This window comes from Amycolatopsis cynarae, assembly GCF_026802195.1.
GTDB classification, from domain to species: Bacteria; Actinomycetota; Actinomycetes; order Mycobacteriales; family Pseudonocardiaceae; genus Amycolatopsis_E; species Amycolatopsis_E rhizosphaerae.
The window spans coordinates 6428446-6453642 of sequence record NZ_CP113836.1; the positions used below are offsets into that span (position 1 = coordinate 6428446).

The 25197-nt window shown below is 70.2% G+C and carries 31 protein-coding genes; 12 read left to right on the top strand and 19 right to left on the bottom strand.

What is annotated here, in order from left to right; translation table 11 throughout:
- Window positions 1-28 precede the first annotated feature (28 nt).
- The 4 genes from ORV05_RS30980 to purU are packed head-to-tail and all read left to right on the top strand — an operon-like array spanning window position 29 to window position 2951.
- Window positions 29-736, top strand: coding sequence for a lysophospholipid acyltransferase family protein (locus ORV05_RS30980; RefSeq protein ID WP_268755445.1), 708 nt, complete (start codon window positions 29-31; stop codon window positions 734-736).
- The gene (locus ORV05_RS30985; protein WP_268755446.1) at window positions 729-1445 is read left to right on the top strand and encodes a DedA family protein; all 717 of its coding nucleotides are present in this window, start codon (window positions 729-731) and stop codon (window positions 1443-1445) included. Before ORV05_RS30980 ends, ORV05_RS30985 begins: the two co-directional genes overlap by 8 nt.
- On the top strand, window positions 1330-2067 hold the full coding sequence (locus ORV05_RS30990; RefSeq protein WP_268755447.1) for a maleylpyruvate isomerase family mycothiol-dependent enzyme: 738 nt from the start codon (window positions 1330-1332) through the stop codon (window positions 2065-2067). The genes ORV05_RS30985 and ORV05_RS30990 overlap by 116 nt, the downstream gene beginning before the upstream one ends.
- Window positions 2068-2090: 23 nt before the next feature.
- A complete protein-coding gene (gene purU, locus ORV05_RS30995) occupies window positions 2091-2951 on the top strand; it encodes a formyltetrahydrofolate deformylase (protein ID WP_268755448.1) in 861 nt (286 codons plus the stop codon).
- A gap of 7 nt (window positions 2952-2958) precedes the next feature.
- Here purU and ORV05_RS31000 read toward each other — a convergent pair whose 3' ends face one another.
- A complete protein-coding gene (locus ORV05_RS31000; protein WP_326938099.1) occupies window positions 2959-3756 on the bottom strand; it encodes a hypothetical protein in 798 nt (265 codons plus the stop codon).
- A 150-nt stretch (window positions 3757-3906) separates the two neighbouring features.
- Between ORV05_RS31000 and ORV05_RS31005 the strand changes: the two genes are divergently transcribed.
- On the top strand, window positions 3907-4944 hold the full coding sequence (locus ORV05_RS31005; RefSeq protein ID WP_268755449.1) for a phosphatidylinositol-specific phospholipase C domain-containing protein: 1038 nt from the start codon (window positions 3907-3909) through the stop codon (window positions 4942-4944).
- Between the two features lie 73 nt (window positions 4945-5017).
- Here ORV05_RS31005 and ORV05_RS31010 read toward each other — a convergent pair whose 3' ends face one another.
- The 3 genes from ORV05_RS31010 to ORV05_RS31020 form a co-directional block, all read right to left on the bottom strand.
- On the bottom strand, window positions 5018-6028 hold the full coding sequence (locus tag ORV05_RS31010; protein ID WP_268755450.1) for an NADP-dependent oxidoreductase: 1011 nt from the start codon (window positions 6026-6028) through the stop codon (window positions 5018-5020).
- Window positions 6029-6147: 119 nt separating this feature from the next.
- On the bottom strand, window positions 6148-6582 hold the full coding sequence (locus tag ORV05_RS31015; RefSeq protein ID WP_268755451.1) for an SRPBCC family protein: 435 nt from the start codon (window positions 6580-6582) through the stop codon (window positions 6148-6150).
- Window positions 6583-6626: 44 nt separating this feature from the next.
- Complete coding sequence (locus ORV05_RS31020; protein WP_268755452.1) at window positions 6627-7538, bottom strand: ABC transporter substrate-binding protein; 912 nt, start codon at window positions 7536-7538, stop codon at window positions 6627-6629.
- Between the two features lie 113 nt (window positions 7539-7651).
- Here ORV05_RS31020 and ORV05_RS31025 point away from each other — a divergent pair, with 113 nt between their 5' ends.
- Entirely contained in the window at window positions 7652-8344 is a 693-nt protein-coding gene (locus ORV05_RS31025; protein WP_268755453.1) for an ABC transporter permease, read from the top strand.
- Window positions 8341-9063 carry an ABC transporter permease gene (locus tag ORV05_RS31030; protein ID WP_268755454.1) on the top strand — a complete coding sequence of 241 codons (723 nt, stop codon included), beginning with the start codon at window positions 8341-8343 and terminating at the stop codon, window positions 9061-9063. The genes ORV05_RS31025 and ORV05_RS31030 overlap by 4 nt, the downstream gene beginning before the upstream one ends.
- Window positions 9064-9070: 7 nt before the next feature.
- Here ORV05_RS31030 and ORV05_RS31035 read toward each other — a convergent pair whose 3' ends face one another.
- The 10 genes from ORV05_RS31035 to ORV05_RS31080 all read right to left on the bottom strand — a co-directional run bounded on the left by ORV05_RS31035 (window position 9071) and on the right by ORV05_RS31080 (window position 16183).
- A complete protein-coding gene (locus ORV05_RS31035; RefSeq protein WP_268755455.1) occupies window positions 9071-9622 on the bottom strand; it encodes a YbaK/EbsC family protein in 552 nt (183 codons plus the stop codon).
- Between the two features lie 49 nt (window positions 9623-9671).
- Complete coding sequence (locus tag ORV05_RS31040) at window positions 9672-9947, bottom strand: DUF2516 family protein (RefSeq protein ID WP_407652807.1); 276 nt, start codon at window positions 9945-9947, stop codon at window positions 9672-9674.
- 134 nt (window positions 9948-10081) lie between these two features.
- Window positions 10082-10759 (bottom strand): hypothetical protein, encoded by a 678-nt coding sequence (locus tag ORV05_RS31045; protein WP_268755457.1) that lies wholly within the window; start codon window positions 10757-10759, stop codon window positions 10082-10084.
- On the bottom strand, window positions 10731-11174 hold the full coding sequence (locus tag ORV05_RS31050; protein ID WP_268755458.1) for a helix-turn-helix domain-containing protein: 444 nt from the start codon (window positions 11172-11174) through the stop codon (window positions 10731-10733). The genes ORV05_RS31045 and ORV05_RS31050 overlap by 29 nt, the downstream gene beginning before the upstream one ends.
- 154 nt (window positions 11175-11328) lie before the next feature.
- Window positions 11329-11961, bottom strand: coding sequence for an AAA family ATPase (locus ORV05_RS31055; protein WP_268755459.1), 633 nt, complete (start codon window positions 11959-11961; stop codon window positions 11329-11331).
- A 13-nt stretch (window positions 11962-11974) separates the two neighbouring features.
- Complete coding sequence (locus ORV05_RS31060) at window positions 11975-12265, bottom strand: TFIIB-type zinc ribbon-containing protein (RefSeq protein ID WP_268755460.1); 291 nt, start codon at window positions 12263-12265, stop codon at window positions 11975-11977.
- A 44-nt stretch (window positions 12266-12309) separates the two neighbouring features.
- Window positions 12310-14550, bottom strand: coding sequence for an FtsX-like permease family protein (locus ORV05_RS31065; RefSeq protein ID WP_268755461.1), 2241 nt, complete (start codon window positions 14548-14550; stop codon window positions 12310-12312).
- Window positions 14547-15221 (bottom strand): ABC transporter ATP-binding protein, encoded by a 675-nt coding sequence (locus ORV05_RS31070; protein ID WP_268755462.1) that lies wholly within the window; start codon window positions 15219-15221, stop codon window positions 14547-14549. Before ORV05_RS31070 ends, ORV05_RS31065 begins: the two co-directional genes overlap by 4 nt.
- Window positions 15218-15742, bottom strand: a complete 525-nt coding sequence (locus ORV05_RS31075) for a PadR family transcriptional regulator (protein ID WP_268755463.1) — start codon at window positions 15740-15742, stop codon at window positions 15218-15220. Before ORV05_RS31075 ends, ORV05_RS31070 begins: the two co-directional genes overlap by 4 nt.
- A gap of 72 nt (window positions 15743-15814) precedes the next feature.
- Window positions 15815-16183: a VOC family protein gene (locus tag ORV05_RS31080; protein ID WP_268755464.1), complete on the bottom strand. Its 369-nt coding sequence runs from the start codon at window positions 16181-16183 to the stop codon at window positions 15815-15817.
- A gap of 83 nt (window positions 16184-16266) precedes the next feature.
- On the opposite strand from ORV05_RS31080, the gene ORV05_RS31085 reads away from it, so the two are divergent.
- On the top strand, window positions 16267-16782 hold the full coding sequence (locus tag ORV05_RS31085) for a CGNR zinc finger domain-containing protein (protein ID WP_268755465.1): 516 nt from the start codon (window positions 16267-16269) through the stop codon (window positions 16780-16782).
- Window positions 16783-16855: 73 nt separating this feature from the next.
- Here ORV05_RS31085 and ORV05_RS31090 read toward each other — a convergent pair whose 3' ends face one another.
- Window positions 16856-18142 (bottom strand): DUF445 domain-containing protein, encoded by a 1287-nt coding sequence (locus tag ORV05_RS31090; protein WP_268755466.1) that lies wholly within the window; start codon window positions 18140-18142, stop codon window positions 16856-16858.
- Window positions 18143-18171: 29 nt separating this feature from the next.
- Here ORV05_RS31090 and ORV05_RS31095 point away from each other — a divergent pair, with 29 nt between their 5' ends.
- Window positions 18172-19347 (top strand): pyridoxal phosphate-dependent aminotransferase, encoded by a 1176-nt coding sequence (locus tag ORV05_RS31095; protein WP_268755467.1) that lies wholly within the window; start codon window positions 18172-18174, stop codon window positions 19345-19347.
- Here ORV05_RS31095 and ORV05_RS31100 read toward each other — a convergent pair whose 3' ends face one another.
- On the bottom strand, window positions 19348-19911 hold the full coding sequence (locus tag ORV05_RS31100) for an RNA polymerase sigma factor (RefSeq protein ID WP_268755468.1): 564 nt from the start codon (window positions 19909-19911) through the stop codon (window positions 19348-19350).
- Window positions 19912-20274: 363 nt separating this feature from the next.
- Between ORV05_RS31100 and ORV05_RS31105 the strand changes: the two genes are divergently transcribed.
- Complete coding sequence (locus tag ORV05_RS31105) at window positions 20275-21129, top strand: hypothetical protein (RefSeq protein ID WP_268755469.1); 855 nt, start codon at window positions 20275-20277, stop codon at window positions 21127-21129.
- A 368-nt stretch (window positions 21130-21497) separates the two neighbouring features.
- Here ORV05_RS31105 and yczR read toward each other — a convergent pair whose 3' ends face one another.
- A complete protein-coding gene (gene yczR, locus ORV05_RS31110) occupies window positions 21498-22913 on the bottom strand; it encodes a MocR-like transcription factor YczR (RefSeq protein ID WP_268755470.1) in 1416 nt (471 codons plus the stop codon).
- A 61-nt stretch (window positions 22914-22974) separates the two neighbouring features.
- On the opposite strand from yczR, the gene yczE reads away from it, so the two are divergent.
- Complete coding sequence (gene yczE, locus ORV05_RS31115; RefSeq protein WP_268755471.1) at window positions 22975-23610, top strand: membrane protein YczE; 636 nt, start codon at window positions 22975-22977, stop codon at window positions 23608-23610.
- Here yczE and ORV05_RS31120 read toward each other — a convergent pair whose 3' ends face one another.
- Together ORV05_RS31120 and ORV05_RS31125 are read right to left on the bottom strand one after the other, a co-directional pair.
- Entirely contained in the window at window positions 23611-24141 is a 531-nt protein-coding gene (locus ORV05_RS31120; protein ID WP_268755472.1) for a Clp protease N-terminal domain-containing protein, read from the bottom strand.
- On the bottom strand, window positions 24141-24350 hold the full coding sequence (locus ORV05_RS31125; RefSeq protein WP_144586248.1) for a helix-turn-helix domain-containing protein: 210 nt from the start codon (window positions 24348-24350) through the stop codon (window positions 24141-24143). The genes ORV05_RS31120 and ORV05_RS31125 overlap by 1 nt, the downstream gene beginning before the upstream one ends.
- A 65-nt stretch (window positions 24351-24415) precedes the next feature.
- Here ORV05_RS31125 and ORV05_RS31130 point away from each other — a divergent pair, with 65 nt between their 5' ends.
- Window positions 24416-25177, top strand: coding sequence for a hypothetical protein (locus tag ORV05_RS31130; RefSeq protein WP_268755473.1), 762 nt, complete (start codon window positions 24416-24418; stop codon window positions 25175-25177).
- Window positions 25178-25197 lie beyond the last annotated feature (20 nt).

The window sequence follows — 25197 nt, forward strand, 5'->3', positions numbered from 1 at the left end:
CACCCACTCGCGACCTTCGGTGACGACAATGGAAACGGCACGACGGTGGACGGCGGCAGCCAGGATCCTGGCCGGCGCCCTGCCCGCCGCCGCGCACGGTGAGCTGGGCCCCCCGGCTCGCCGTCTGCTCTCGGGACTGGGGGTCGAGGTGGCGGCGAACACCGAACGGCTCAGTGTGCCGGACGAGGCGCGGGGCACGCTGATCGTCGCGAACCATCTTTCGTGGCTCGACATCATCGCCGCGCTGGCCGTCGAGCCCACCGGCTTCCTGGCCAAGGCCGAGCTGCGGCGATGGCCGGTGGTGGGCCGGGTCGCGACGCGTGCGGGCACCCGGTTCGTGGACCGCGCCACCCTTCGCGGCCTGCCCGCGGTGGTCGCCGGGCTGTCCGCCACGCTCGCCGCGGGCCGGTCCGTCCTGGTGTTCCCGGAAGGCACCACCTGGTGCGGGCGTTGCGGCTCCGGCGGCCCGTTCCGGCGCGCGGCCTTCCAGGCCGCCATCGACGCGGGCGCCCCCATCCGGCCGGTGACCTTCGCCTACCACCAGGCCGGGCGCCCCAGCACCGTCGCGTCCTTCGTCGGCGACGACACCCTGTTCGATTCGCTGCGGCGGGTCACCCGCGCCCGCGACCTTCGCATCGACCTCACCGCCCATCCCCCGTTCGCCCCGGATGGCGACCGCCGGGAACTCGCGGCCCGGGCGCAGGCCGTGATCACGGGCGAGCCCGTCCATGTTTGAGCTGCTGAGCAGAATCACCGAGGTTCTGCAGGGCTTGCTCGGCTCACCGTGGCTCTGGCTGGTCGTCCTCGCCGTCGCGGCACTCGACGCGCTGCTGCCGTTCATGCCCAGCGAGACCACGGTGATCACGGTCGCCGTGCTCATCGGCCCCGACCTGCCGATGTTGTGTGCCCTCGCGGCGACCGCGGCGATCGGCGCACTCGCCGGTGACTGCCTCTCGCACGGGATCGGCCGCCGTGCCGGTCCCGCCGTGCTGGCCCGGCTGCAGCGGGACGCGCGCGGTCAGGCCCGCTACGCCTGGGCGCGCCGCCAGGTGGATCGCAACGGCGCCCTGCTCATCGTGGCGGGCCGCTACCTGCCCGGCGGGCGGGTGGCGAGCGGGCTGGCCACCGGGAGCATGGGCGTGTGCTGGGCGCGGTTCGTCACGCTGGACCTGCTCGGCACCGTCCTCTGGTCGGTCTACAGCGTGATCATCGGCTGTATCGGCGGCGCGAGCTTCGCCGATGAACCGGCGAAGGGCCTGCTGCTGTCCTTCGGGATCGGCCTGCTGCTGGTGGGCTCCATCGAGGTCGCCCGGCGGTTACGCTCTCGGTATGGAACACAGCCGGTTCCTGTCCTCGATCCGGGAGCAGTGCGAGGCCCTGCGGACGGCGGCGCGTGCGGCCGGTCCGGACGCGCCCGTGCCCACTTGTCCGAAGTGGACCGTTAGCCGACTGGTCGGCCACCTCGGCCGCGTCCACTCCCGGGTCCGCAAGGCGGTGGCCGACCCGAGCGGGCGCGAGGTCGAGCCGGACCGCCCGCCGGAGGACTGGGCGGCCCTGCTCACCTGGTTCGACCAGCAGCGGGCGTCGCTGGTCGAAACGCTCGCGGATCCCGCCACCCCGGCCTGGCTGCCCTTCGCCCGCTATCCCGCCACGGCTGGCTCCTGGGCACGACGGCAGGCCCACGAGGCGGCGATCCACCGGCTGGACGCCGAGCACGCGCTCGCCGGCAGTGCCGACGCCTCGGCCGTACCTTCGCTCGTCTTCGACTCCGGTTTCGCCGCCGACGGGATCGACGAGCTGATCACCCGGGTCCTGCCCACCACCGGCCGCTGGCGCGAGGGCACGGTCACCGGCACGGTCGTGCTGCACGCCGCCGACGCCGGACAGACCTGGACGGTACGGGTGGCGCCCGGCGAACCCCCGCGGCTCGAACACGGCGGCGGGCTCGACGCCGACACCACGATCGCCGGCACCGCGGACGCGGTCTACCGCCGGGTCTGGCGCCGGCCGAGCCACGCGGTCGTCACCGGAAACGCCCAGCTACTGGAGCCGCTCGCGGGCCCGTGACACCGGGCGAGGAAGATGAGGGCGTGTCCGAACGACGTTATGTGATCACCTTCGGCTGCCCCGACCGCACCGGCATCGTCGCCCGCATCTCCTCGTTCCTCGCGGACGCGGGCGGGTGGATCGTGGAGGCCGCCTATCACACCGATCCGGACACCGGCTGGTTCTTCACCCGGCAGGAGGTGCGTGCCGACTCGCTGTCCTTCGACGTGGAGGAGTTGCGAGCCCGGTTCGCCGAGGTCGCCCGGTCCCTGTCCGCCGAATCGAACTGGCGGGTGGAGGACACCGGGGCCCGGCGGCGCATGGTCATCCTGGTGTCGAAGGAAGGGCATTGCCTCTACGACCTGCTCGGGCGGGTCGCCTCCGGTGAGCTGGAGGTGGACGTGAGCGCCGTCATCGGCAACCACGACACCCTCGCCGGGATCACTCGCGCCCACGGCATTCCCTTCCACCACGTGCCCTTCCCCCCGGGAGACAAGGCCGCGGCCTTCGCCGAGGTCCGCAAGCTCGTGGACGAGCACGATCCGCACGCCATCGTGCTGGCCCGGTTCATGCAGATCCTGCCGCCGGAGCTGTGCGAGGCCTGGCAGGGACGGGCGCTCAACATCCACCACAGCTTCCTCCCGTCGTTCGTCGGTGCCCGCCCGTACCACCAGGCCCACCGGCGGGGCGTCAAGCTGATCGGCGCCACCTGCCACTACGTCACCGCCGACCTCGACGCCGGGCCCATCGTCGAGCAGGACGTGATCCGCGTGGACCACAGCGACACGGTGCCCGACCTGGTACGCAAGGGCCGGGACATCGAGAAGATCACCCTCGCGCGCGGCCTTCGCTGGCACCTCGAGCGGCGCGTTCTCGTGCACGGCAACCGCACCGTGGTCTTCTGACCCGGACTCAGCCGAAGACCAGCCACACCGCGGCGATCACGAGGACGTAGGCCGCGGACACGAGCCGGACGACGAGGGTGCGGCGCCGTTCCGGCCAAGCGGTGAACCGCAGCAGCCAGGCCAGGGCGGGCACGACCAGGATCGCGTGCATGGTCACCGCGTGCACGGGTTTCAGCGTGCCCGCCGTGGTGTAGGCGAGTTGCGGATCGCCGCCGCGCGCCAGGCTCACCCCGTCGGCGATCATGAGGGCGCCCACCACCAGCGCGCCCAGCAGCACGACCAGGCCGAACCGCAGGGCGAAGATCATGCTGGCGGGCAACCCGGCGGCGGGGCGCAGCGCGGCGCCGGTGAACGCCAGCACGGTCGCGGTGATCACCGCGCCCCCCATCGCGAGCGTCATCGACACCGCGGTGTCGAAGCCGGTCTCGAAGTTGAAGTGTGACGGCACCCCTCGCCAGACCTGCAGGGTCACCAGCGCCACTTCGACCACGCTGACCGCGGTGAACGCGCCGAGCAGCACGCTCCGGAGGCGTGCGGACATCCGGAGGAACGAGGTCGCCCAGGTCAGGGTCGCCACGGTCAGCCCGAACGACAGGCCGAAGGTCATCGCCTTGCGGTAGGACAAGGGTCCTTCCCACGAGGTGCCCGAGACGACCAGCACGACCAGGTGGACCAGGCCACTGCCGAACAGCAGGGCCCCGACCTTGTAGGCGACCCGGTCCACGGGGCGGCTGCGGCGCCACGCCCCGCGCAGGGCGCCGACGGCGGCGCCTCCCGTTCTCCTTGTCTTCGGAAGCGCTGTCATGCCAGGAAGTTTGGGCCGTTCGGCGGAAGATTTCGTCCGCCGCGGATCGACTCCCGTTCCTGCGCCTCCCGCCGTACACTTTTCCGCCAGATGTGAATCATTTTCTGGTTAAGTGGGTCGGTCAGGGTGATCCGGACGGAAGGAGAACCGATGAGGTTCGCCCGCTTACTCCCGCTCCTGCTGGCCACGATCCTGCTCGCCGCCCCACCGGCGACCGCCGCCGAAACCGGCACGCTCAGACTGTCCGAGGCCACGACCGTCGGCGTGCACAACACCTACACCAAGGACGCCTACACCTATCTCGCCCAGTCTCTCGACTCCGGCGCGTCGATGGTCGAACTCGACGTGTGGGACAACATCTTCACCAAGCACTGGCAGGTCAGCCACAGCAATCCGCTCGGCAACGACAACAACTGCGTCGCGGCGGCGAGCGGTTCGAATCTCTACACCGGCGACCGCAACCAGGACTTCGGCGCCTGCCTCGCCGACATCCGCTGGTGGCTCGCCGCCCATCCGGGTGCGGGACCGATCGTGGTCAAGATCGAACTCAAGGCCGGATTCGACGACCGCGACGGGATGGGACCGGACGAATTCGACGCCTACGTCAGGGCTCACGCGGGTGACGCCCTGTACCGGCCCGGCGACCTGATCGGCTCCTACTCCACTTTGGACGATGCCGCGCGGGCGAACGCCTGGCCGTCACGCAACGCGCTCGCCGGGAAGATGATCCTCGAAGTCATCCCCGGCACCTTCGAGCTCAACAACCCGACCGACACCCTGCACACCGACATCGAATACGCGACCTACCTGAAGAACCTGAAGGCGGCGGGCACCCTCGGCAACGCGACCGCCTTCGCCAGCGTCCTCGGCGCCCGCTCCGGCGACCCCAGAACGCAGTACGACTCCTCGATCCGGCCGTGGTTCGTGTTCTTCGACGGCGATGCCTCCGCCTACGTCGACGGAGGCATCGACACGTCGTGGTACGACACCAACCACTACTTCCTGATCATGACCGACGCCCAGAACGTTTCACCGACCATCGACGGCACCAACCCGACGGTCGAGCAGGCCACGGATCGCGTGACCTTGCTCGCCGCCCATCACGCCAGTGTCGTCAGCGCGGACTGGCGCACGCTGACCACCGTGCTGCCGCTGGTGCTCCCCCGCGGCACGGCGACCGCCGCCTGATCCGGACGCCTCCGAAGTCGCACTTCCAGGACCTGCGGCTCCGCCGCTTTGATACCCAGGGACGAGTGCGACTTCAGAGGCGGACGAGCATCTTGCCCGTGTTCACACCGTCGAGCAGGTCGATGAACGCCTGCGGGGCGTTCTCGAGGCCCTCCACCACGGTCTCCTCGTACCGCAGCTTGCCCTCCTTGACCAGCGGTGCCACCTCGGCGAGGAACTGGGGCTGCAGGTCGTAGTGGTCGCCGACCAGGTGGCCCTTGATGGTCAGGCGCTTGCCGATCACCTGCGAAAGGTTCCGCGGCGCGGCGGGCGGCTCGGTGGCGTTGTAGACCGAGATCATCCCGCAGATGGTGAAACGCGCGTGCACATTGGCCGAGGCGATGGCCGCCTCGAGGTGCTCACCGCCGACGTTGTCGAAGTACACGTCGATGCCCTCGGGCGCGGCCGCCTTGAGCTGCTCGACGACGGGACCGTCCTTGTAGTTGAAAGCGGCGTCGAAGCCGAGATCGTCCAGCAGGTGCCGCACCTTCTCCGCGGAACCGGCGCTGCCGATGACCCGCTTGGCGCCGCGGAGCTTCGCGAGCTGGCCGACCACGGAGCCGACGGCCCCGGCCGCACCGGACACGAAGACGGTGTCCCCCTCCTTGAACTCGGCCACACGGAACAGCCCCGAGTAGGCGGTCAGGCCGGGCATGCCCAGCACGCCGAGGTAGGCACCGAGCGGCGCGGCCTCCGGGTCCACCTTGTGCGCCTTCTTCGCCGGAAGCACGGCATGGGACCGCCATCCGAAACCGTGCAGTACGTGGTCACCGGGCTCGAAACCGTCCACGGTGGACTCGAGCACCACACCGATCGCACCACCGTCCATCACCTTGCCCACCTCGAAGGGGGCGATGTAGGACTTCGCGGCGCTCATCCGGCCGCGCATGTACGGGTCGACACTCATCTCCACGTTGCGGACCAGGATCTCGCCGGGACCGGGGCCGGGCACCTCGACCTCCACGATGGAGAAGTCGTCCAGTGTCGGCCTGCCCACCGGCCGGGACGCCAGCCGAACCTCGGTCACCTTGGTCGATGTGCTCACCGTCGAACTCCCAACGTCATCGTCGCGGGCGGCCCCTGGAACAGGGCCGCCTTCCACCGCACATCAACCCACAAAAACGGGGCGATGATTCCGGTTTGTGTCCGGACACACATCCGGTTTCAGACGAGTTCGTCGAGCTTGGCGAGCACCCCGTCGTAGATCCGCTTGAGTCCGCCGGGCGCGAAGGTCTTCTCGAAGAAACCTCCGATCCCGCTCGCACCCTGCCAGGTGGTCTCGATGCGCACCAGGCTGCGGTCACCCACCGCACGCACCGTCCAGGTGGTGACCATGCTCGAGTTCGCGTCGGTCTCCACCAGGGTGCCCGGCTCCGGCTCGGTCACCGTGGCCGCCACGTCCCGCACCCGCTTCGAGGTGGCCTGCAGCTTCCAGCGAGCCTTCGTGCCTGCGCCCGTGCCCCCCTCGACCACCTGGTAGTCGCGGTACTGCTCGGTCAGGATCCTGGGGCGGGTGTCGGCGTAGTCCGCGACGAGGGCCCGCACCTTCTCCACCGGAGCCTCGATCGTCCGTTCCGCGACGGCCGTCACCTTTGCCATGTCTGTCTCCCCGAAGTCGTGGTCTCTCACCCCGACTCTAGTAATCAGGCGAGGCCCTGCTTGGTGAGCCAGTCCTTCGCCACGTCGGCGACCGTGTCCCCGTCGGCGTCGACCCGCTTGTTCAGGTCACGCAGTTCCGCGGTGGTGAGCTTGGCGCTCACCGCGTTCACGGTGGCCTTGAAGTCCTCGCCCCGCTCGTCGAGCACCTTCTTGACCACCGCGGGCACGATGTTCTCCGTCGCCACGATTCCCAGGTCGTCCTGCAGGACGGTGAAGGCGGGATCCGCGGTGGGCGGGCTCACCGAGTCGACCGGGATGACGGTGACGGCGCCGGACTTCAGCTGCGCGAGACGCGGGCCTGCCTCCTGGATGCTCTGGAACGTCACGTTCAGGTGGTAGGTGTCGCGGAAACCGACGAAGCAGTTGGCACGGGTCTCGCATTCGGGAGGCCCGCCGAGCACCACCTTGTCCAGCTTCTTCAGGTCGCTGATCTTGGTCAGGCCCTGCGCCTTGGCCACGTCCGCCTTGACGATGTAGGTGTTCTTGTTCTCCGCGGGGGCGTAGTTCAGCAACTGCACGCCGTAGGGCGCGAGCAGTTCGGCTAGCTTCGCGTGCTCGGAGTCGGCGTCCTTCGGTGCGGACTGGTTGAACCCGCTGCTGATCGCGGCCCCCTGGTACTCGGGGATGAACTGCAGCTCACCCGATTTCAGCGAGGGGTAGACCAGCTCCCGGGAGCCGATGTTCGGCTTGCGCTGGACCGGATAGCCCTTGGCCTCCAGCGCCTGTGCGTACAACTCGCCCAGGATCTGGCTGTCGGTGAAGTTGAACGAGGCCACCACGATGGGCGCCCCGCCCTTGCTCGCGGCCGCCTGCTTTTCACCGCCCCCGCACGCGGTCAGGCCGAGCACGGCCGCCGCCAGCAGCACGCCCGCCTTCATGGTTCGTGTCCAGCGCATCACTTCACCCCTCCAGATCGACAACGACCCGACCCTAGCGACGACCACCGACACAAACCACATGGTGAGAAAAGAACGGCCGGTTCCCGGCCGTGGGCACCTATGCTCAGCGGGTGGGCGACTACCTGCTGGCCGATGCCGAGCGGCCGCTGTTCGAATGGCGCTGGGTGGAACGCAACGCCGACCACATCCTCCAACGGCTCGGCGAGCACCTCTGGCTCACTGCCGCCGCGCTCGGCATCGGCCTGGTCGTGTCCGTCGGCCTGGCCGTGCTCTCCCTGCGATGGCGCTGGTTCTACCCGGTGGCACTGGCCGGCGCCGGGGCACTCTACGTGATCCCCAGCCTGGGCGCGTTCGCCCTGCTGGTGCCGTTCTTCGGCCTCACCTTCACCACGGCCGTCATCCCACTCGCCACCTACACGCTGCTGATCCTGCTGCGCAACGTGGTCACCGGGATCCAGCAGGTGCCCGCCGACGTCCGCGAGGCCGCGCTGGGCATGGGGTTCACGCGCGGCAGGCTGCTGCTGCGCGTCGAACTGCCCCTGGCACTGCCGGTGATCATCGCCGGACTGCGCGTCGCCGCGGTGACCACCATCGGACTGGTCACCGTCACCTCGATGCTCGGCATGGGCGGTCTCGGCTTCTTCATCCGCCAGGGCATCCAGACCACCACACCCAACTCGACGCCCATCATCGTCGGGATCGGGCTGTCCATCGCCCTCGCCGTGCTGGTCGACCTGCTGCTCTGGCTGTCGGAACGAGCGCTGGCGCCGTGGGCCCGCAAGACACGCAAGGCGGTGGCATGAGCGACATCTTCGCGCAGGCGTGGGCCTGGCTGGGCCAGCCGAACCGGTGGAGCTGGACGGATCCCGCCGGAATCCCCTACCGGACCCTGGAACACCTGGGTTTCTCCGCGCTCGGGCTGCTCGTCGCGGGTGCGCTGACCATCCCGCCCGCACTGTGGCTCGCACACCACCGGCGCGGCGCGTTCCTCGCCTCCAGTGTGGTGAACATCGGCCGCGCCATCCCGAGCTTCGGCCTGATCATCCTGTGCTGGTACCTGGCCAGCCGGTGGGGACTGAACACCTCGTTCTGGCCGCTGCTGGTGGCGCTGGTCGCGCTGGCCCTACCGCCGCTGTTCACCAACACCTACGCCGGGGTGCTCACCGTCGACGCCGCCGCGGTGGACGCGGCACGCGGCACCGGCCACACCGAAACGCAGATCATGCTCCGGATGGAACTGCCCCTGGCTTCACCGGTGATCCTCGCCGGCGCGCGGGTCGCCTTCCTGCAACTGGTCGCCACCGTCGCGATCGGGGCGATCGTGAACGACGGCGGCGGCCTCGGCCGCTACATCGTGGACGGGTTCGCCCAGGGGGTCGCCGGATACGGGGAGATCCTCGCCGGCGGAATCGCCGTGATCGTGCTCGCGCTGCTCTGCGAGGGCCTGTTCAGCCTGATCACCCGGCTCGCGGTGCCGAAGGGGCTGGCGCTGGGCACGACGGCCCGGCCTCAGGTGGCCTGAAACGCCGTCAGGCGACGGGCTTGGCCAGCCCCTCGATGACCTCGGCCCCGGGCAGCCCGGCCAGCAGTGCGCCGGTCACCAGCAGCTTGCTGCCCCGGATCCCGCTGCCGATCACCAGTTCGGGCGAGTCCGCGACGGCCTGGTCGACCAGGATCGGCCAGGCGGCGGGCAGCCCGACCGGAGTGATCCCGCCGTAGGCCATGCCGGTGAGTTCCACGGCCTCGTCCATGGCGGCGAAGGAAGCCTTGCGGACGTCCAGCCTGCGCTTGATCGCGCCGTTGACGTCGGCGCGGGTGGTCGCCAGCACCAGCGCGGCCGCGTAGCGGACCTCACCGGCCCGCTTGCCCGCCACCACGACACAGTTGGCGGACGCGGACATGGGGGACGAGTAGGCCGCGCAAAAGGCGGCCGTGTCCGCCAGTTCGGGATCGATCTCGACGACACCGGCCTCCGGATCGCCCAGCGCGGCCAGCGCCTTCGCGACCGGCTCGGCAAGAAGTTCCGTCCGCTTCGCCGCGGGCTCGACCGACAGGGTGCCCGCGATGGTCCAGTTCCTCATGAGCCGAGGCTAAGGGCAGGCTCGAAGTGTTTCGCGCGGCGGTGCGGCGTCACCAGTTGTTGCCGCCGCGTTGCACCTCGATCAGCTTCGGCCGGACATCGACCAGGTACACCAGTGCGGCCACGAGCCCGGCGAGCCAGAGCAGGCCGCCGGCACCACCGTTGTAGGGGAACAACCCCATCGCCACCGTGCTCGCGCCGGTGATCAGCAGCCAGATCGGTTTCGTCTTCCGGTCGGCGGCCGTGAACGCGTCGGAGCGCTGCAGCAGGGCGTGGACGAAGGCGCCGAGGCCGGCGAGCGCCCCGACCCAGCTGATGATCTGCATGACCCACAGCGCGATTAGCGACACGGCTCCAGCCTACGTCCCTTCAGCCCCACCAAGGTGTCCACCGCGATCCAGAATGCCACGAACGGTCCGTTCGGCACACTTTCGCACCAAACGGACCGTCCGGATCACGGTCACTTCGTGGTCTTGGTGCCGCCCGACCCGGTCGAGGGCTTCTTGGTCGTCGCCGAGGTCCGGCGCGTGGTGCTCGCCGCACGACGTGCCGGGGTGGTCTTGGCGGCGGGCTTCGGCGCGGCGGGCTTCTCCGCCTCCTCGACCTTGTCGGCCACCTTGTGCGCGGTCTTTTCGGTGGCCTCGGCGACCTTCTCGCCGCCCGCCCTGGTGCGCTTGGCCACCATGCCGAGCATGCCCTCGACCCGCTCGCGGGCCTCGGCACTCACCTCGCCGACCCGGTCCTGGGCCGTCTGCAGCACCTCTTCGACCTGTTCGAGGACGCTCTTGACCCGCGGCTCGGCCAGGAACTTGTCCAGCGCCTGCTCACCGGTGTCCGCGAGCTTGTTGTACAGCTTCAGCGCGGCCTCGGTGTAGTCGTCGATGAGCTTGCGCAGCTCGGCGGGATCCAGCTTCTCCCGCAGCGTCGTCACCTCGGACGGCAACTCTTCGACGTTCTTGCGCGCGGCTTCGCCGCCCTCGCTCACCCGCTCCTTGGCCTTCGCGACCGCCTCCACGACGGCCTGGCTGGCCAGGTTCCCGGCACCGAGCGCGGCGAGCAGCGGGGTGCGCAGCTGCTCCACGGCCGTGTTCACCGCCTTGCGGACGTCCTCAGTCCTGTTGTTCCCCTTGTTCGCCATGAGGCTCACTCTCCTTCGGAAGTTCTGTTGTCTGGTTCTCGCGCCGGAAGGACTCGTAAACATCGAGCAGGATCTGTTTTTGCCGCTCGGTCAGCTCCGTCGCCGCCCGGATCGCGTCGGTCACCGGTCCACCGGTGGGGAGATCGAGAATTCCGGCCTGCACGTACAACGCTTCCGCGGAAATCCGCAAGCCCTTCGCGATCTGCTGCAGAATCTCCGCGCTGGGCTTGCGGACTCCTCGCTCGATCTGACTCAAGTACGGATTGGACACTCCGGCGAGCTTCGACAGCTGCCGCAACGAGATCTTCGCGTTGTTGCGTTGCTGCCGGATGTACTCGCCGATGTCGGAAGCGATGTGACCAACCTTGTTCCTCGGCCCCGCCGGCGAGCCGTTGAGGTTTCCCTCTGTCGTCATGTGGCTCATCTCCTCGCGACAACTCCCAATCTACTCCGCGCTGCTAGCTGCTGCAAGCGCATTGCTTGCACCCATCGGGGGAACTTGCGCGTCCGTCACCCGGTGAAAGGATGAACGGCGCCGCAGCTTCGCGGATCACGGTCGGCCGGGACCGTCAGGAGCGCAGCCGGCCGCAGTGACGGACCCAGGCGACCACCCGTTCGACGGAGGCGTCCAACGAGGCACCGGTGGTGTCGAACAGGCCGACCGGCGGGTCCAGTGCGACCGCGTCACGGCGTAGCCAGTCGTTGAAGGCGAGCGTCTCCGCGATGCGGGCCTCGTCCCACCCACGCCAGGCGGGACGCCCACGCAACCGCTCGGCCAGCGCTTCCGGCTCCGCGATCAGGGCCAGGTAGCGGATCTCGGAGAACAGCGCCCGCTCGGGCAGCCGCTCGAACTCCGGCGGTACCACCGTGCCGCAGAGCAGCACGGGAACGCCGTTCTGGTGAATCATCGCGGCCATCCGCAGCCAGGTGGCGCGGAACGCGGGATGTCCGTCCACGTCGTCGCGCAGGCCCGCGGTCCACAGCACGTCCTGTTCGAGCACGACCACCTCGCCGGCGAGCCGGGACACCAGACGGGAACCGACCGTCGACTTGCCGGCCCCGCTCGGGCCGGTCAGGGCGTAGAGCGGGAGCCGGTGGAACGGCCAGCGGTGGCCGCATCGCCCGCACCGCCTGATCTCGCCTTCGACGAGAGGAACACGGGCAAGGTCCCCGCAGGCGGGGCAGATCCGCGGATCGAGCATGGGGAAGGCGTTCCTAGTCGAACAGGTCTTCCAGGAAGCTGCGCTTGCGGTGCCCCTTGTACGGGCGCGGCGAGTCCGCGTAGTACCCGCCGCCGCGGTAGGGCCGGGGCGAGTCCTGGTACCCACCGCGGTACGGGCGGGGCGAGTCGCGGTGGGGCTCCGGCCGGTACTGCGGCGCCGGGCCGCCGCCGTAGTAAGCGCTCTCCGCCCCCACGATCTGCTCGAGCTCCCCACGGTCCAGGAAGATGCCCCGGCAGCCTTCGCACTGCTCGATGTGGATGCCGTTCTTGTTGACGGTCCGCATGACATTCTGACACTTCGGACAAATCACGCGGCCCAGACTACGCGTCATTCGGCGCGCAGCGCCTCCAGCTTGGTCGCCGACCTGAGCACGGGCAGGCTCGCGGCGGTCACCCCGAGCACGAGCAGCACGGCCACCACCCCGATGACCAGCGCGAAGGTGCCGTCCACCAGGAATGGCGCCCCCCGAGTCGTCAGCCGAAGCATGAGTGCGGCGAGGCCGACACCGGCCCCGACCGCCAGCAGCACCCCGAACACCACCGGCAGCGCGTTCTGCCACAGCAGGGAACGCCCGAGCACCCCGAGGGGCACTCCAGCGGCGTTCATCGCGGCCAGCGGCCGCCTCCGCTCGGTCAACTGCCCGGTGACCGTCACCAGCAGGTTGCCCCCTGCCAGCAGCAGGGTGAAGATCGCGCCGACGTAGAGCAGGTCCCGCAGGGCCGCTAGGAAACTGTCCTCTGACAGCCCGCCGAGGTTGAGCAGCGTGCTCACCGACGCTCGCCAGCCCAGCACGGAGACCGCCTGCCGGACCCCGGCGAGTGCGCCCGGAACCGCGGGATCAAGCCGGAGCTCCAGCGTGAGGTGGTCGGTGGGCAAATCGGCACCCCGCACGGCGCCGGGCGTCGCCAGGAGACCAATCCACGTCTTCTCACCGGGCCGCGGTTGCAGTGGCCGGGTACCGGCCGGCACGACGAGCCGGCTGCCGCTGCCGTCCACCCGCAGCGTCGTGCCGGGCGTGAGCCCGGCGGAGAGGGCATACGCATCACCGTCCGCGCACTCGCCCACCTGGAAACGCGCTCTCAGGTAGGAGCAGGACGCCACCAGCAAGGTCTGCGCGGTTTCCCCGCGCAGGTAGACCCACTGCTGGGGGTCGACGCTCCGGACTCCGCGCACGCCTTGGAGAAGACCCGCGGCCTGTTCCAGAGCAGAGGCCTCCACCTCCACCGTGACCGTGGCCGGATCCCGGTCGCGAGCGCCGGCCGCGCGTGCATGCTCGTACACCGAACCGAGCAGGGTGTGCAGCGAGATGATGGAGGCCAGCACCACGGCGATCCCGCCGACGACCCGGCTCGGGGTACCGCTGTCCAGCTGCAGCCTGCGCACCGCCAGTTGCCAGGCCGGGAAGCCGCCACGGATCCGGCCGACGACGTACTCGGTCACCCAGGGAAGCAATGCCGGGATGCCGATCAGGAGCAGGACCGTGCCGCCGAGGATGAACGGCAGCACGTCGGCGGGCCGGTCCGCGACACCGAACAGCTTGTCGGGCACCAGCATCGCCACACCGAGCACCACGACCAACAGCCGCCACCACAGACGGCGGCGCGGCGGCCGCGCCCGGCGCATCACGGACAGCGGCTCGACGATCAGGCCTCGCAGGCCGAACCAGGCAGAGGCGACCGTGATCGCCGGTATGACCGCGACAACGCACAGCGCCAGCGCCCAGCCGGGAACGAAGTCCTGCGGGAACACCAAAATCCCGGCGAGCCGTGCCCCGGCGGCGAACGGCCGGACGACCAGGAACAGCAGCGTGCCGAGCACGACTCCGGCGACCGCACCGACGAGCGATTCCCCGGTGGCGATCCGTCGAACCTGCGCCGCGGCCGCGCCGGCCAGCCGGAGCGCGGACAACCTACGGTCCTGCTCCGCCCCTGCGATCCTGCTCGCGCTCGCGACGAAGACGAGCATTGGCACGAGCAGCACCAGCACGGCGATCGCACCCAGCATCGCCAGTTGGGGCGGCACCGCCTGGGTGGCGTTCCCGCCGAAACGGATGACCCGTTCCGCATGCGGTGAATCCCGCAGTCCGGTGCTGCCCACGTAGGCCCAGAGTTCGTCCGGACCGGCAAGTCCGGCAGGACCGACCGTGCCCGCCAAGCGATACGGGAACCGGGCGGCAAGACCGGGGTCCGCGGCCAGCCTGCCCGCCAGTGCGGGGGAAACGACCATCTCGCCGGTCGCCGGGAGGGCGGACAGCCCGGGCGGGACCGGCGCGCCGGGACCGGCGGGCTCCACGTAGCGGACGGTGACGGCGTCGCCTGCGGGCTGTTCGATCAGGTAGAGCGCCGCGCCTGAACCCTCGGCCGCTCCCACTTCGGCCGGTTCACGAGCGTCGATCCGTGCGCCCCGGTCGGCGATCGCCGAAGCGGCGGTGACCAGCAAGAAGAGCATGGTCGTGGCCAGCCCGATCCCGGCGGTGGACAGTGCGAGACGCAGCAGTGAAGGCTTGAGCGTGCGGCCGCTCCCGATGGCCAGCCGGGCCCCCAGCAGGAGATCCTTGATGAGGTTCACGCGACGACCGCCTTCCGGGTCCTGCCGTCGCGGACCACCACTTCCCGGCTGGAGTAGGCCGCGACCCTGGCCTCGTGCGTGACCAGCACGACGGCCGTTCCCCGCTCCTTCGCCACTTCGACCAGCATCCGCATCACCCGCTCCCCGTTCAGCGAGTCGAGCGCGCCGGTCGGCTCGTCCGCGAAGAGCACCTTCGGTCCGGTCACGAGGGCTCTGGCGATCGCCACCCGTTGCCCCTGACCGCCCGATACCTCCCCCGGCCGCTGAGCGGCCAGGTCCGCGACCTCAAGCCGGGCCATGGATTCCCGTGCCCGTTCCTCGGCCCGCTTGCGCCGCAGGCCCCCCAGCCGGAGGGGCAGCGCGACGTTCTCCAGGCAGCTGAGCTCCGGCACCAACTGTCCGAACTGGAAGACGAAGCCGAACTCCGTACGCCGCAGTGTGGTGCGCTCGGCGTCGGAGATGCCGTGGAGATCGGTACCGTCATAGGTGACCGAACCCTGGTCCGGCCGGACGATCCCCGCCAGACAGTGCAGCAGCGTCGACTTTCCGGATCCGGACGGGCCCATCACGGCGACGACCTCGCCAGGGGAGATCTCGACACTCGCACCGAGCAGCGCCTGCGTGGCTCCGAAGGACTTGTGCAGCCCGGAGGCCGTGAGCAGGGCGGTCACGCGCCGACCTCCCTGGCGAGCTCGGCAAGCCGGGCCGCGGTGAGTTCGAGCCACCGCAGATCGGCCTCCAGGTGGAACAAGGCGTGATCGCAGATCAGCGCGTCGGCCAGGTCACCCGCGCTCTTGCGCTGGGTGAGCTCGCGCATCATCTTCAGATGAGCCGCTCGCTGGGTGTCGAGCACCTCCTCGGCACTCCGCCGGGACAGGAGCGCGAGCACCACCTTGGTGTAGAGCGTGTTCTGCAGGTAGAGCTCGGGCTTTTCGGGCGTGGTCAGCCATTTCTCGACGTCGGTCACCCCGGCGTCGGTGATGGCGTAGCTCTTGCGCTCGGGCCCACTGCCCGGTTCGGCGCCGACCTCGGTGACCAGCCCGTTGCGGAGCAGTCGCGCGAGCGTGGCGTAAACCTGCCCATAGTGCAGGGGCCGCTCCAGCGCGAAGCGCTCGTCGTAGGCACGCTTCAGTTCGTACCCGTGACGTGGCCCGTTTTCCAGCAGGCCGAGAAGTGTGTGCGCGATCGACATGCCAGCGGACTATACACAGGGTGTAGAGAAGTCGTCTATACACCCTGTGTATAGCTCATGAACAGGGGTGATTCAGTCGGAGACGCACAGGCAGAACGGATGCCCGGCCGGATCCGCGTACACGCGGAAGGTCTCGTGCGAGTCGTCCAGCAGCTTGCTTCCCAGCGCGAGTGCCCGCTCCTGCCCGGCATCCAGGTCCGCCACGTCGAGGTCGAGGTGGAACTGCTGCGGCACCGCCTGCCCCGGCCATTCCGGCGGCCGGTAACCCTCGACCCGCTGGAACGCGATCTTCACGCCCTGCGGGCCGGTCACGGTGAACCAGTGCCCGTCCCACTCCCCGACCGGCTCCGGCCACTCGAGCAGGGCCGCGTAGAACCTCGCCAGTTCCCCAGGATCGGGACAGTCCAGCACGACACAGCCGAAGGTCGGTACTGCACTCATTCGACACTCCTTTCATAACCGACGAACTGACTATGACGGTTACACACCTGGGTCGCAACCGGTATTCGCCCTACACTGGTTAGGTGAACGACCTCGCCGCGGACGCCGCGCTCGTCGTGGACTTCCTCAACACCGTGGACGTCGAGAAGGGCAGTGACGTGCTGTCCGCGCGGGCGACGTGGCAACAGTGGGTGGCCGAGCGGGACCTCGCGCGGGACGCGCTGGCCGTGGCGCGCGGGACGCGGGAAGCGCTGCGCGCGGCGGCCGGAGATCCTGCCGCGGAGCAGGTTCCGCTCTCACACCCGCTCACCGTGGAACTCGACGGGCAGGGACCGCGGCTCACCGCGTCTAGTGCGGTGGGAGCCGTCCTCGCCGCCGCCACCCGGCTTGCGATCCTGGGCGAATGGCCCCGGGTCAAGATCTGTCCGGCGGACGATTGCCGCTGGGCGTTCTACGACCGCTCTCGCAACCGCTCCCGCACCTGGTGCTCCATGAGGGTGTGCGGGAACCGCGAGAAGGCCCGCGCTTGGCGCGAGAGGGTGACACCCGAGCGAGTTACCCACATCGAACCTGTGGATAACCCCCTATCTTGTGGATAACTTGGGGACGACTCCCACAGAGTGGGCTGTGTGGGGCTGTGGTGCTGTGGGGACCCTGTGCGCCGGTGCGGGGTCAGAAGAGCAGCTGCGCCACCGTGTAGATGAGCAGTCCGGCGAGCGCGCCGACCACGGTGCCGTTGATGCGGATGAACTGCAGGTCCCGTCCGACCTGGAGTTCGATCTTGCGGGAGGTCTCCTCCGCGTCCCACCGGGCCACGGTGTCCGTGATGATGGTGAGGATCTCGCGGGAGTAGTTCGTCACCAGGTGGGACGCCGCGCCCTCCACCCAGCCGTCCACCTTGGCCCGGAGGCCACGGTCCGAGCGGAGCCGCTCACCCAGCGAGCAAAGGCCGTCGTGGACGCGGCGCCGCAGCTCGCTCGACGGGTCCTCGGCGGCGGCCAGGAGCATGCCCTTCGCCGTGGACCACGCCGAACCGATCAGCTTCTGCACGTCCGGGTGGTCGAGGATCTGCTGCTTGACCTGCTCGGCCCGGGCCATCGTGTCCGGATCCTTCTGCAGGTCCTGCGCGAACTCGGCGAGGAACTTGTCCAGCGCCAGGCGCATCGGGTGGTTGACGTCGGTCTTGACCGCCCAGGCGAACGACAGCACCTCGCCGTAGACCTTGTCGGCGAGCATCGCGTCGACGAACCGCGGAGACCAGCTCGGGGCGCGCTCGGAAACCACGCGCAGCACCGTCGCATGGTTGTCCCGGACCCATTCGTACGAACGGTCGCACATCAGGTCCACCAGCTTGTAGTGTGCTCCGTCCGCGAAGACCTGCTCCAGCAGCTTCCCGAGCGGCGGCCCCCATGGCTGGGCGACCAGGCGCCGGACGATCGCCTGTTCCAGCACCGCCTGCACGTCCTCGTCCTTCAGCACGGTGATCGCGCCGCGGATCAGGCTCGACAGCTCCGAGGTCACGCGCTCGGCGTTGTCCGGCTGGACCAGCCAGTCCCCGAGCCTGCGGCCGATCTCGGCCCGGCGCAGCTTGTCCCGCACGATCTGCTCGGACAGGAAGTTGGTGCCCACGAACTCGCCCAGGCTGTCCCCGAGCATGTCCTTCTTGGTGGGGATGATCGCGGTGTGTGGGATCGGCAGCCGCAGGGGACGGCGGAACAGCGCGGTGACCGCGAACCAGTCGGCCAGCGCGCCGACCATGCCCGCCTCGGCGGCCGCCCGTACGTATCCGACCCAGCCCGGCCAGCCCGCCGCCTGCGCCCAGCTGGTCAGCGCGAAGACCAGGGTCGCGCCCAGTAGGAAGGACAGTGCGACCAGTTTCATCTTGCGCAGCCCGCGCCGCTTGGCCTCCTGGGCGGCAGGAGCGGCGGTGGTGAGCTGGGCCAGGGTCGGTTGCTCCACAGGGCCATTGTCCGTGAGGATCGGGGATTATGCGCGTACCAGCTCTCGTCCCCCGCCTGCGGCCGTTCACCTCGACCATCTTCGCCGAGATGACGGCACTGGCCGTCCGCACCGGATCCATCAATCTCGGCCAGGGATTTCCCGACACGGACGGCCCCGAGGGCATGCTGGCGGCGGCGAAGGACGCCCTGTACGGCGGGGCGAACCAGTACCCCCCGGGACCGGGCATCCCGGAGTTGCGCGAGGCCGTCGCGCGGCATCGCGCGCGCTACGGGATCGACTACGACCCGGACACGGAGATCCTGGTGACGGCCGGCGCCACCGAAGCGATCACCGCCGCTCTCCTCGCGCTGACCGAGCCCGGCGACGAAGTGATCGTCATCGAGCCCTACTACGACTCCTACGCGGCGGCCGTCGCGATGGCGGGTGCGACCCGGCGCGTGGTGCCGCTGGCCCCCGGCGGCACGGACGGACACGGCCGTTTCCTCCTGGACGTCGACGCTCTGCGGGCCGCGGTCGGGCCCGCCACGCGGGCGATCCTGATCAACTCGCCGCACAATCCGACCGGCACCGTGTTCGGCACGGCCGAGCTGTCGGCGATCGCCGAGCTGTGCGTGCGCCACGACCTGATCGCCATCACCGACGAGGTGTACGAGCACCTGGTGTTCGACGGCGCCGAACACCGGCCGCTGGCGACCTTTCCCGGGATGCGTTCGCGCACGGTCACGGTGTCGAGCGCGGGAAAGACGTTCAACTGCACCGGCTGGAAGATCGGCTGGGTGTGCTCGACCCCGGAACTGGTGGCCGCGGTCAAGGCCGCCAAACAGTTCATGACCTTCGTCTCCGGCGGCCCGCTGCAGCCCGCGGTCGCCTACGCACTGGACCACGAACTGGCCTGGGTCGACGGCCTTCGGGATTCGCTGGCCGCCAAGAGGGACCGCCTCGGCGCCGGGCTCACCGAGGCCGGGTTCACCGTGCATCCCAGCCTGGGCACCTACTTCGTCTGCGCCGACGTCCGTCCGCTCGGCTTCACGGACGCGGCCCAACTCGCCTGGCAGCTGCCCGAGCGGATCGGGGTGGTGGCGGTGCCGGTCAGCGTGTTCACCGACCATCCAGAGCAGTGGCGCCACCTGCTGCGCTTCGCCTTCTGCAAGCGCGACGAGGTGCTCGACGAGGCCATCGAACGGCTGCGGAAACTGGCCTGATCAGGCGTGGTCGTACCCCTGGACGGTCAGTGCGCGGCGGAGCCGGTCGAGCGCCCGGCGGCGCAGGGGCCCGACGCTGCCGGGCGGGATGCCCAGTTCCGCCGCGAGTTCGGCGTGCGTCAGGGACGGGCGGGTGGCGAGCAGCCGGATCAGCCGCCGGTGCTGTGGCGGGAGGTGGTCCACGGCCTGCCACAGCACGCGATCACGTTCCGAGCTGAGGACCGAGAGTTCGGGGGACGGCTGGGGCGAAGGCACGGCGTCGGCAGTCTCTCCGCCGCCGGTGGGGACTTCCCGATCGCGGTTCTTCAGCACGCGCAGGGCCTGGCGGCGGGCGGTGGTGGCCAGCCAGGCGGGCAGCCGTGCCGGATCGCGCAGACCGGACGGCAGTTGCGCCAGCGCGAGCCAGGTCCGCTGGCAGACGTCGGAAGCGTCGGCGTCACCCAGCCGGTAGGACCGGGCGATGGCCAGGATGAGCGCGGACAGGCCGTGGACGAGGGCACGCCAGGCGGCCTGGTCCCCAGCGAAGGCGCGGGTGAGCAGCGCACCGAAGTCGGCGTCGGCCATGAGCGAACCTCCCCACCTTCCCCCCATCGGAAACTTGACACCCGTTCGGACGCGACCGTCCGCGCACGGGATCCCGGAAAACGGGGACAAAGACGCAGTTGAGTAGTCATACTCAACGGTGATGCAGATTTCGCTCTGCAAAATGTGATACGCAGAGTGATGAATGCCAGGGCGGGTGCACGCAAGCAGGTAGGGCTTTTCCGCCGTCCGGGGTGGATCGGCGGCTCCCGAGATGAAACACTCCCCAGCAATGCTAAAAAGGGGGCCAGCTTTTACCAGCGCCGACCTGGTCAGTGGAAACGTCGGCGAGAGCGATCCGAGACGCGCCTAGTTAGGCCGGGAGTGGGGATGATGGTGGCGGCGGTGAGGCACGCGGATACCGCGTACCCCGCGGACCGCGGCCTGTCCCTGCCCGCCAGGCTGCTGCTCGTGGCGGGATTCGTGGTGGGCTGCTGGCTCGCGCTGGTTCTGCTGGGCGCGGGCCGGGCCTCGGCGGACGAGCCGGTCACCGTGGCCGGCACCGACTCGCCGAACGGGCAGGCCGTTTCCTCTGGTACCCGGGCGGGCACGGAGTTGCTCGGCTTCCTCGACACCACGATCACCACGACGCTGGGCACGGTGGTCGACACCGTCGGCCAGGTCGGCGGCACCGTGACGACACTGACCGGCACCGTGGCCACGACGGTGACCACGACCGTGACCACGACGGTGACCGGCACCGCCGAAGTCGTGGGCGCGGTGACCACACCGGTCACCACGATCCTCGCTCCCCCGCCGGGAAAGGCCCCGGTCACGACGACACCGGTCACGGGAACCCGCAGGGCGGTACCGGTCGCCGAACCGGCGACTCCGCCCGCACAGACGGCACCGGCCCCGGCGCGGGACGCCACCGCGCCCGCCGCGGCCAAGAAGGCGCTCTCCCTCCAGCAACCCGCCAGGTCCGGACATCAGCACCGGGCAGGCACGCCGCAGGCGGCCGGGCCCGCCCAGTCGGCCGGCGCCCGGAGCAGCACTCCCGCCCCGGGCCCGTCCCTGCCGGGAAACCAGTTCTGCGGCGTCGCTTCGGCGGCCGACAACGGCAACACCGGTAAGCACCCGCTGGCGACCCTGTGCGCCCAGACGGGCATGCCTCAGCCGCAGGGCCTCGGGCTCGCCTCCCTGGCGGCCCGGGCGGGCGGCGGGCGCGACGCGGCGCTTCCCACCACGTCGCCCGACTGACCGCGGGCTCGTTCTTCAGGACACCCGCGCCCAAATCAAGATCAACTTCGTGGGACGCCTCGCGTTTCCCGCATTCGTGAACCCTGACCAGACTTCCCGTCCGGCCGACCGCGCCTGGCCGTTCGGGTTTCCGGTTCCGGCACCAAGGCAGCCCCGGTGGTGCCGGAACCGCACCGGGCACGCGCCGTTGGAGCCCTGCTCACCGCGCCGAGCAGGGCACCGGCCCCCGGCGCGCGCCTAGCCGCGGGGCAGCCGGCACGTCGAGGGGCGGTGCCGGCCCCCGAGCGGCGCGGCCGGTGCGCTGGATGACCAGAACCGTTGCACTTACTCCCTGGAGTGGCGGACCTCATCCAGCGCACCGGCCGCTCTCACGTGATCGGCAGCCCGGCGGCCACCCCGTGCACGGACGCCGCGGCGGCCGCCAGCCGCCGCATCCCTTCCTCGATGCGATCGGGCGGCTGCGAGAACGGCACCCTGAGCCAGCGCTCCAGACCACCGTGGGCCGCGAAGCGGGAACCGGGTGCGATGTGCACACCGTGACCGGCCGCGGCGATCGCCAACCGCGTACTGATCGGCTCGGGAAGCCTGCACCACAAGGAAAGTCCGCCGTCCGGCGGCCGGAATGACCATTGTGGACAGTGTCGGGGCATGGCGCGGGCCAGCACGTCGAGCTGCCGCCGGACCTCTTCCCGCCGCAGGCGCAAGGCTTCCGGATCGGCGAGCAGTTCGGCCAACACGAGTTGTTCGAACACGGGCGAGCCGAGATCGAGACCGTATCGGGCCGAAGAAAGCCGCGCCAGCACGTCTTCCGCCGCCCTGAGCCAGCCGATGCGCAGACCACCCCAGTACGATTTCGAGGAGGTGCCCACGAGAATCGAGAAGTCGCCCGCAGAAAACGGCCGTGGTGCCACGGTTTCCGCCAGATCCAGTTCCGCGAGCGTCTCGTCGATCACCACCGGCGTCCGCGACCGCGACAGCACGGTGGCGAGGCGTTCGCGTCCTTCGTCGTCCAGGCGGAGACCGGTGGGGTTGTGGAAGTCGACGATGAAGTACGCCAGTCGCGGCCCGGCCTGGCGCAAGGCCGCCTCGATACCCTCGAAATCCCAGCCGTCGTCGCCGAGCGCGACCGGGACCGGGAGGGCGTGAGCCGCGCGGACGGCTTCGAGGGCGTTCGGGTAGGTCGGCTGCTCGACCAGGACGCGGTCCCCCGGCGCGGTGAGCATGCGCAGCACGAGCACGAAGGCGTGGTGCGCACCGTTGGTGATCATGATCTGGTCGGGCGTGGTGGGCAGGCCCCGCTCGGCGTAGCGCTGGGCGATCCGCTCGCGCAGAACGAGGAGCCCTCGCTCGAGGTAGCCGATCCCGCCCAGTTCGGCGGGCAGTCGTTCGCGCGCGGCATCGACCGCGCGGACCAGGCCCGGCGGCGCGTAGGGCGCGGCCCGCGAGAAATCGATCAGGCCCGGCGAGGACGGCCCGGGGTCGGGGCCGGGGCGGCCCGGCGAAGTGATCCACGAACCGGCACCCCGGCGGCTCGACACGACGCCGTGCTCACGCAGGCGGTCCAGCGCGGTACCGATCAGGGTGCGGCTGACGCCCAGCGCCTCGGCGAGTTCGCGTTCCGCCGGCAGCCGGGTGCCGACCGGGAGGTGGCCGTCGGCCACCTGAAGTTCGATCGCGGTGGCGAGATCGACGGCTCCCTGGCGACCACCGTGCCGCCAGGAGCCCAGCAAGGTGGCCAATCTGCTGCCGGAGATGCGTCCACCGAGGACAACCTGAGGGTTCACCAGACCAATACTTGCATATTGGCCCTGGAAAACCAGGCCAATCCTGGAGCAGGCTGCACTCGTGGCTTCCGTCGATCTCGCTCCCGTCAGCCTGTCCGTCGACCCGGTGCGGCGTTTCCCGCAACTCCTGGGCGGCCTCGCCCTGTACGGCACCAGCATGGCCATGCTCACCAGGGCGCGCCTCGGCTTGGACCCCTGGGACGTCCTGCACGAGGGGCTGACCAAACGCACGGACCTGTCCTTCGGCACGGCCGTCGCGATCGCCTCCGTGGCCGTGTTGCTGCTGTGGCTACCGCTCCGCCAGCGCCCGGGGATCGGCACGGTGCTCAACGTGGTGGTGATCTCGTTCACGGTGGACCTGGTGCGCGCGGTCCTGCCGCCGCAGCACGACCTCGCCTGGCAGATCACCCTCCTGACCGGCGGGATCGTGCTCAACGGCCTCGCCACCGCCGTCTATGTCGGTGCACGGCTGGGCCCCGGCCCGCGAGACGGGCTGATGACGGGGCTGGCCACGCGGACCGGATGGCCCGTCGGCCTGGTCCGCACCGGTATCGAACTGGCCGTGCTCGCGACCGGCTGGCTGCTGGGCGGCACGGTGGGTGTGGGAACGGTGCTCTACGCGGTCACGATCGGACCGCTGGCGCAGGCCTTCCTGCCGATGGTGGTGTGGCGGCGGGCCGACCCTGGCGCGGCGTGATCAGGACACGGCCCGCCGCAGCCGGGGTGCATCCAGCCCGAAGCGCGCCAGTACATCCGCGGCCGGGCCACGAAGGACCGCCAGCGCGAGCAGGATGTGTTCGGAGCCGAGGCGCTTCCCACCGGCCCGGACGAGTTCCTTCAAGGACAGTTCCAGTGTCTTCTTCGCGCCGCCTGCCAGCGGGACACGACCCCGCCGCCCCGGGCGGGCGCGGGCGGTATCGAGTGCGTTCGGCCCGTGGGCGCGCTCGATCCGGTCGACGATCTCGTCGACGTCGATCCCGAATTCCCCGAGGGCTTCGGCCTCCGCGGGGCTGATGCCCCCGCGCCGCCGTACCCGCTCGGCCTCGGCGACGATTTCCTCGGCGGGCACGCCGAGCCGGTGCAGCACACGCCTCGCGCCGCTGTCCGGGACACGCAGCAGCGCGGTGAGCACCTGCAGCGGGGTGATCTCGGGACTGTTGTGCGCCAAGGCATCCCGCTGCGCTTCGACGACCGCCGCACGGGCGTCACCGGTGAACCTCTCGAACATCAATTCCTCCCGTGCTTCTTGTGTACGGCCTGCCTGCTGACGCCGAGTTCGGCGGCGATCTCCTGCCAGGACCAGCCCTGGACGCGGGCGCTGCGCACCTGCACGGCCTCGAGTTGTTCGAGGAGCCGGCGCAGCGCCGCGACGGCCCGGAGGCCCACGCGGGGGTCGCGGTCGCCTGCCCGGGCGGCCAGTTCGGTTGCCTCAGTCATGGCGTCAACTTACATTGACACTCGGCCGAGCGTCAACCAAAGTTGACGGACCGTAGGCTCGGGACATGCCTAAGATCGCCCTCGCCGAACACGCGGGCGTCGGCGCCGACGGCAGGCCGCGCCCCACCGAAGACCACGTCGTCGTGCTGGACAACGCCGCTCTCCTGCTCGACGGTGCCACCTCCCCGAGTCCCGATCTTCCCCCGGGCGGCTGGTACGCGGGCCTGCTCGCCGACCGGCTCTCGGCCGAACTCCGCGCCGATCCGGAAGCGGAGCTGACCGGCCTCCTCGCCCGCTCGATCGCCGACGTGGCCGAGGCGGAGGGACTGCGGCCCGGACGGGCACCGTCGAGCACGGTCGCCGTGCTGCGCTGGACCGCCGAACGGATCGACGCGCTCGTGCTCGCCGACAGCCCGATCGTCGCTTTTGGACAAACGGGGTACGAGGTGGTCGCCGATGATCGCCTGATTCGCTTGCGACGAGCGGGGAAACTCATGAGCGGGGCCGCGGTACGAGCGCTGCGCAACACCCCGGCGGGGTTCTGGGTGGCGGAGGCCGATCCGGCCGCCGCCAGCTACGCGGTCTGCCGGAGCTGGCCCGCGGGCGCCCTTCGCACCGTGCTGCTCGCCAGTGACGGAGTGGCCGTCGGCGTGGACGAGTACGGCCTGTTCGACTGGCCCGAAGCGCTCGCGCTCGCCCGTCGTCACGGGCCCGCCGCGGTCCTGGACGCGGTGCGCGCGGCCGAGGACGAGGATCCGCACGGCGAGAAATGGCCGCGCCCCAAACGACACGACGACCAGGCGCTGATCGTGGCCGACTTCGCATAGCGAAACCAGGGAAGTCCTTA

Bases quoted from the DNA above. Each gene is read 5' to 3' on its own strand.
- ORV05_RS30980 (WP_268755445.1), top strand. From the start codon at position 29: ATGGAAACGGCACGACGGTGGACGGCGGCAGCCAGGATCCTGGCCGGC.
- ORV05_RS30985 (WP_268755446.1), top strand. From the start codon at position 729: ATGTTTGAGCTGCTGAGCAGAATCACCGAGGTTCTGCAGGGCTTGCTC.
- ORV05_RS30990 (WP_268755447.1), top strand. From the start codon at position 1,330: ATGGAACACAGCCGGTTCCTGTCCTCGATCCGGGAGCAGTGCGAGGCC.
- ORV05_RS31000 (WP_326938099.1), bottom strand. From the start codon at position 3,756: ATGACAGCGCTTCCGAAGACAAGGAGAACGGGAGGCGCCGCCGTCGGC.
- ORV05_RS31005 (WP_268755449.1), top strand. From the start codon at position 3,907: ATGAGGTTCGCCCGCTTACTCCCGCTCCTGCTGGCCACGATCCTGCTC.
- ORV05_RS31015 (WP_268755451.1), bottom strand. From the start codon at position 6,582: ATGGCAAAGGTGACGGCCGTCGCGGAACGGACGATCGAGGCTCCGGTG.
- ORV05_RS31020 (WP_268755452.1), bottom strand. From the start codon at position 7,538: ATGCGCTGGACACGAACCATGAAGGCGGGCGTGCTGCTGGCGGCGGCC.
- ORV05_RS31030 (WP_268755454.1), top strand. From the start codon at position 8,341: ATGAGCGACATCTTCGCGCAGGCGTGGGCCTGGCTGGGCCAGCCGAAC.
- ORV05_RS31035 (WP_268755455.1), bottom strand. From the start codon at position 9,622: ATGAGGAACTGGACCATCGCGGGCACCCTGTCGGTCGAGCCCGCGGCG.
- ORV05_RS31040 (WP_407652807.1), bottom strand. From the start codon at position 9,947: ATGCAGATCATCAGCTGGGTCGGGGCGCTCGCCGGCCTCGGCGCCTTC.
- ORV05_RS31045 (WP_268755457.1), bottom strand. From the start codon at position 10,759: ATGGCGAACAAGGGGAACAACAGGACTGAGGACGTCCGCAAGGCGGTG.
- ORV05_RS31050 (WP_268755458.1), bottom strand. From the start codon at position 11,174: ATGACGACAGAGGGAAACCTCAACGGCTCGCCGGCGGGGCCGAGGAAC.
- ORV05_RS31055 (WP_268755459.1), bottom strand. From the start codon at position 11,961: ATGCTCGATCCGCGGATCTGCCCCGCCTGCGGGGACCTTGCCCGTGTT.
- ORV05_RS31060 (WP_268755460.1), bottom strand. From the start codon at position 12,265: ATGCGGACCGTCAACAAGAACGGCATCCACATCGAGCAGTGCGAAGGC.
- ORV05_RS31075 (WP_268755463.1), bottom strand. From the start codon at position 15,742: ATGTCGATCGCGCACACACTTCTCGGCCTGCTGGAAAACGGGCCACGT.
- ORV05_RS31080 (WP_268755464.1), bottom strand. From the start codon at position 16,183: ATGAGTGCAGTACCGACCTTCGGCTGTGTCGTGCTGGACTGTCCCGAT.
- ORV05_RS31095 (WP_268755467.1), top strand. From the start codon at position 18,172: ATGCGCGTACCAGCTCTCGTCCCCCGCCTGCGGCCGTTCACCTCGACC.
- ORV05_RS31100 (WP_268755468.1), bottom strand. From the start codon at position 19,911: ATGGCCGACGCCGACTTCGGTGCGCTGCTCACCCGCGCCTTCGCTGGG.
- ORV05_RS31120 (WP_268755472.1), bottom strand. From the start codon at position 24,141: ATGTTCGAGAGGTTCACCGGTGACGCCCGTGCGGCGGTCGTCGAAGCG.
- ORV05_RS31125 (WP_144586248.1), bottom strand. From the start codon at position 24,350: ATGACTGAGGCAACCGAACTGGCCGCCCGGGCAGGCGACCGCGACCCC.
- ORV05_RS31130 (WP_268755473.1), top strand. From the start codon at position 24,416: ATGCCTAAGATCGCCCTCGCCGAACACGCGGGCGTCGGCGCCGACGGC.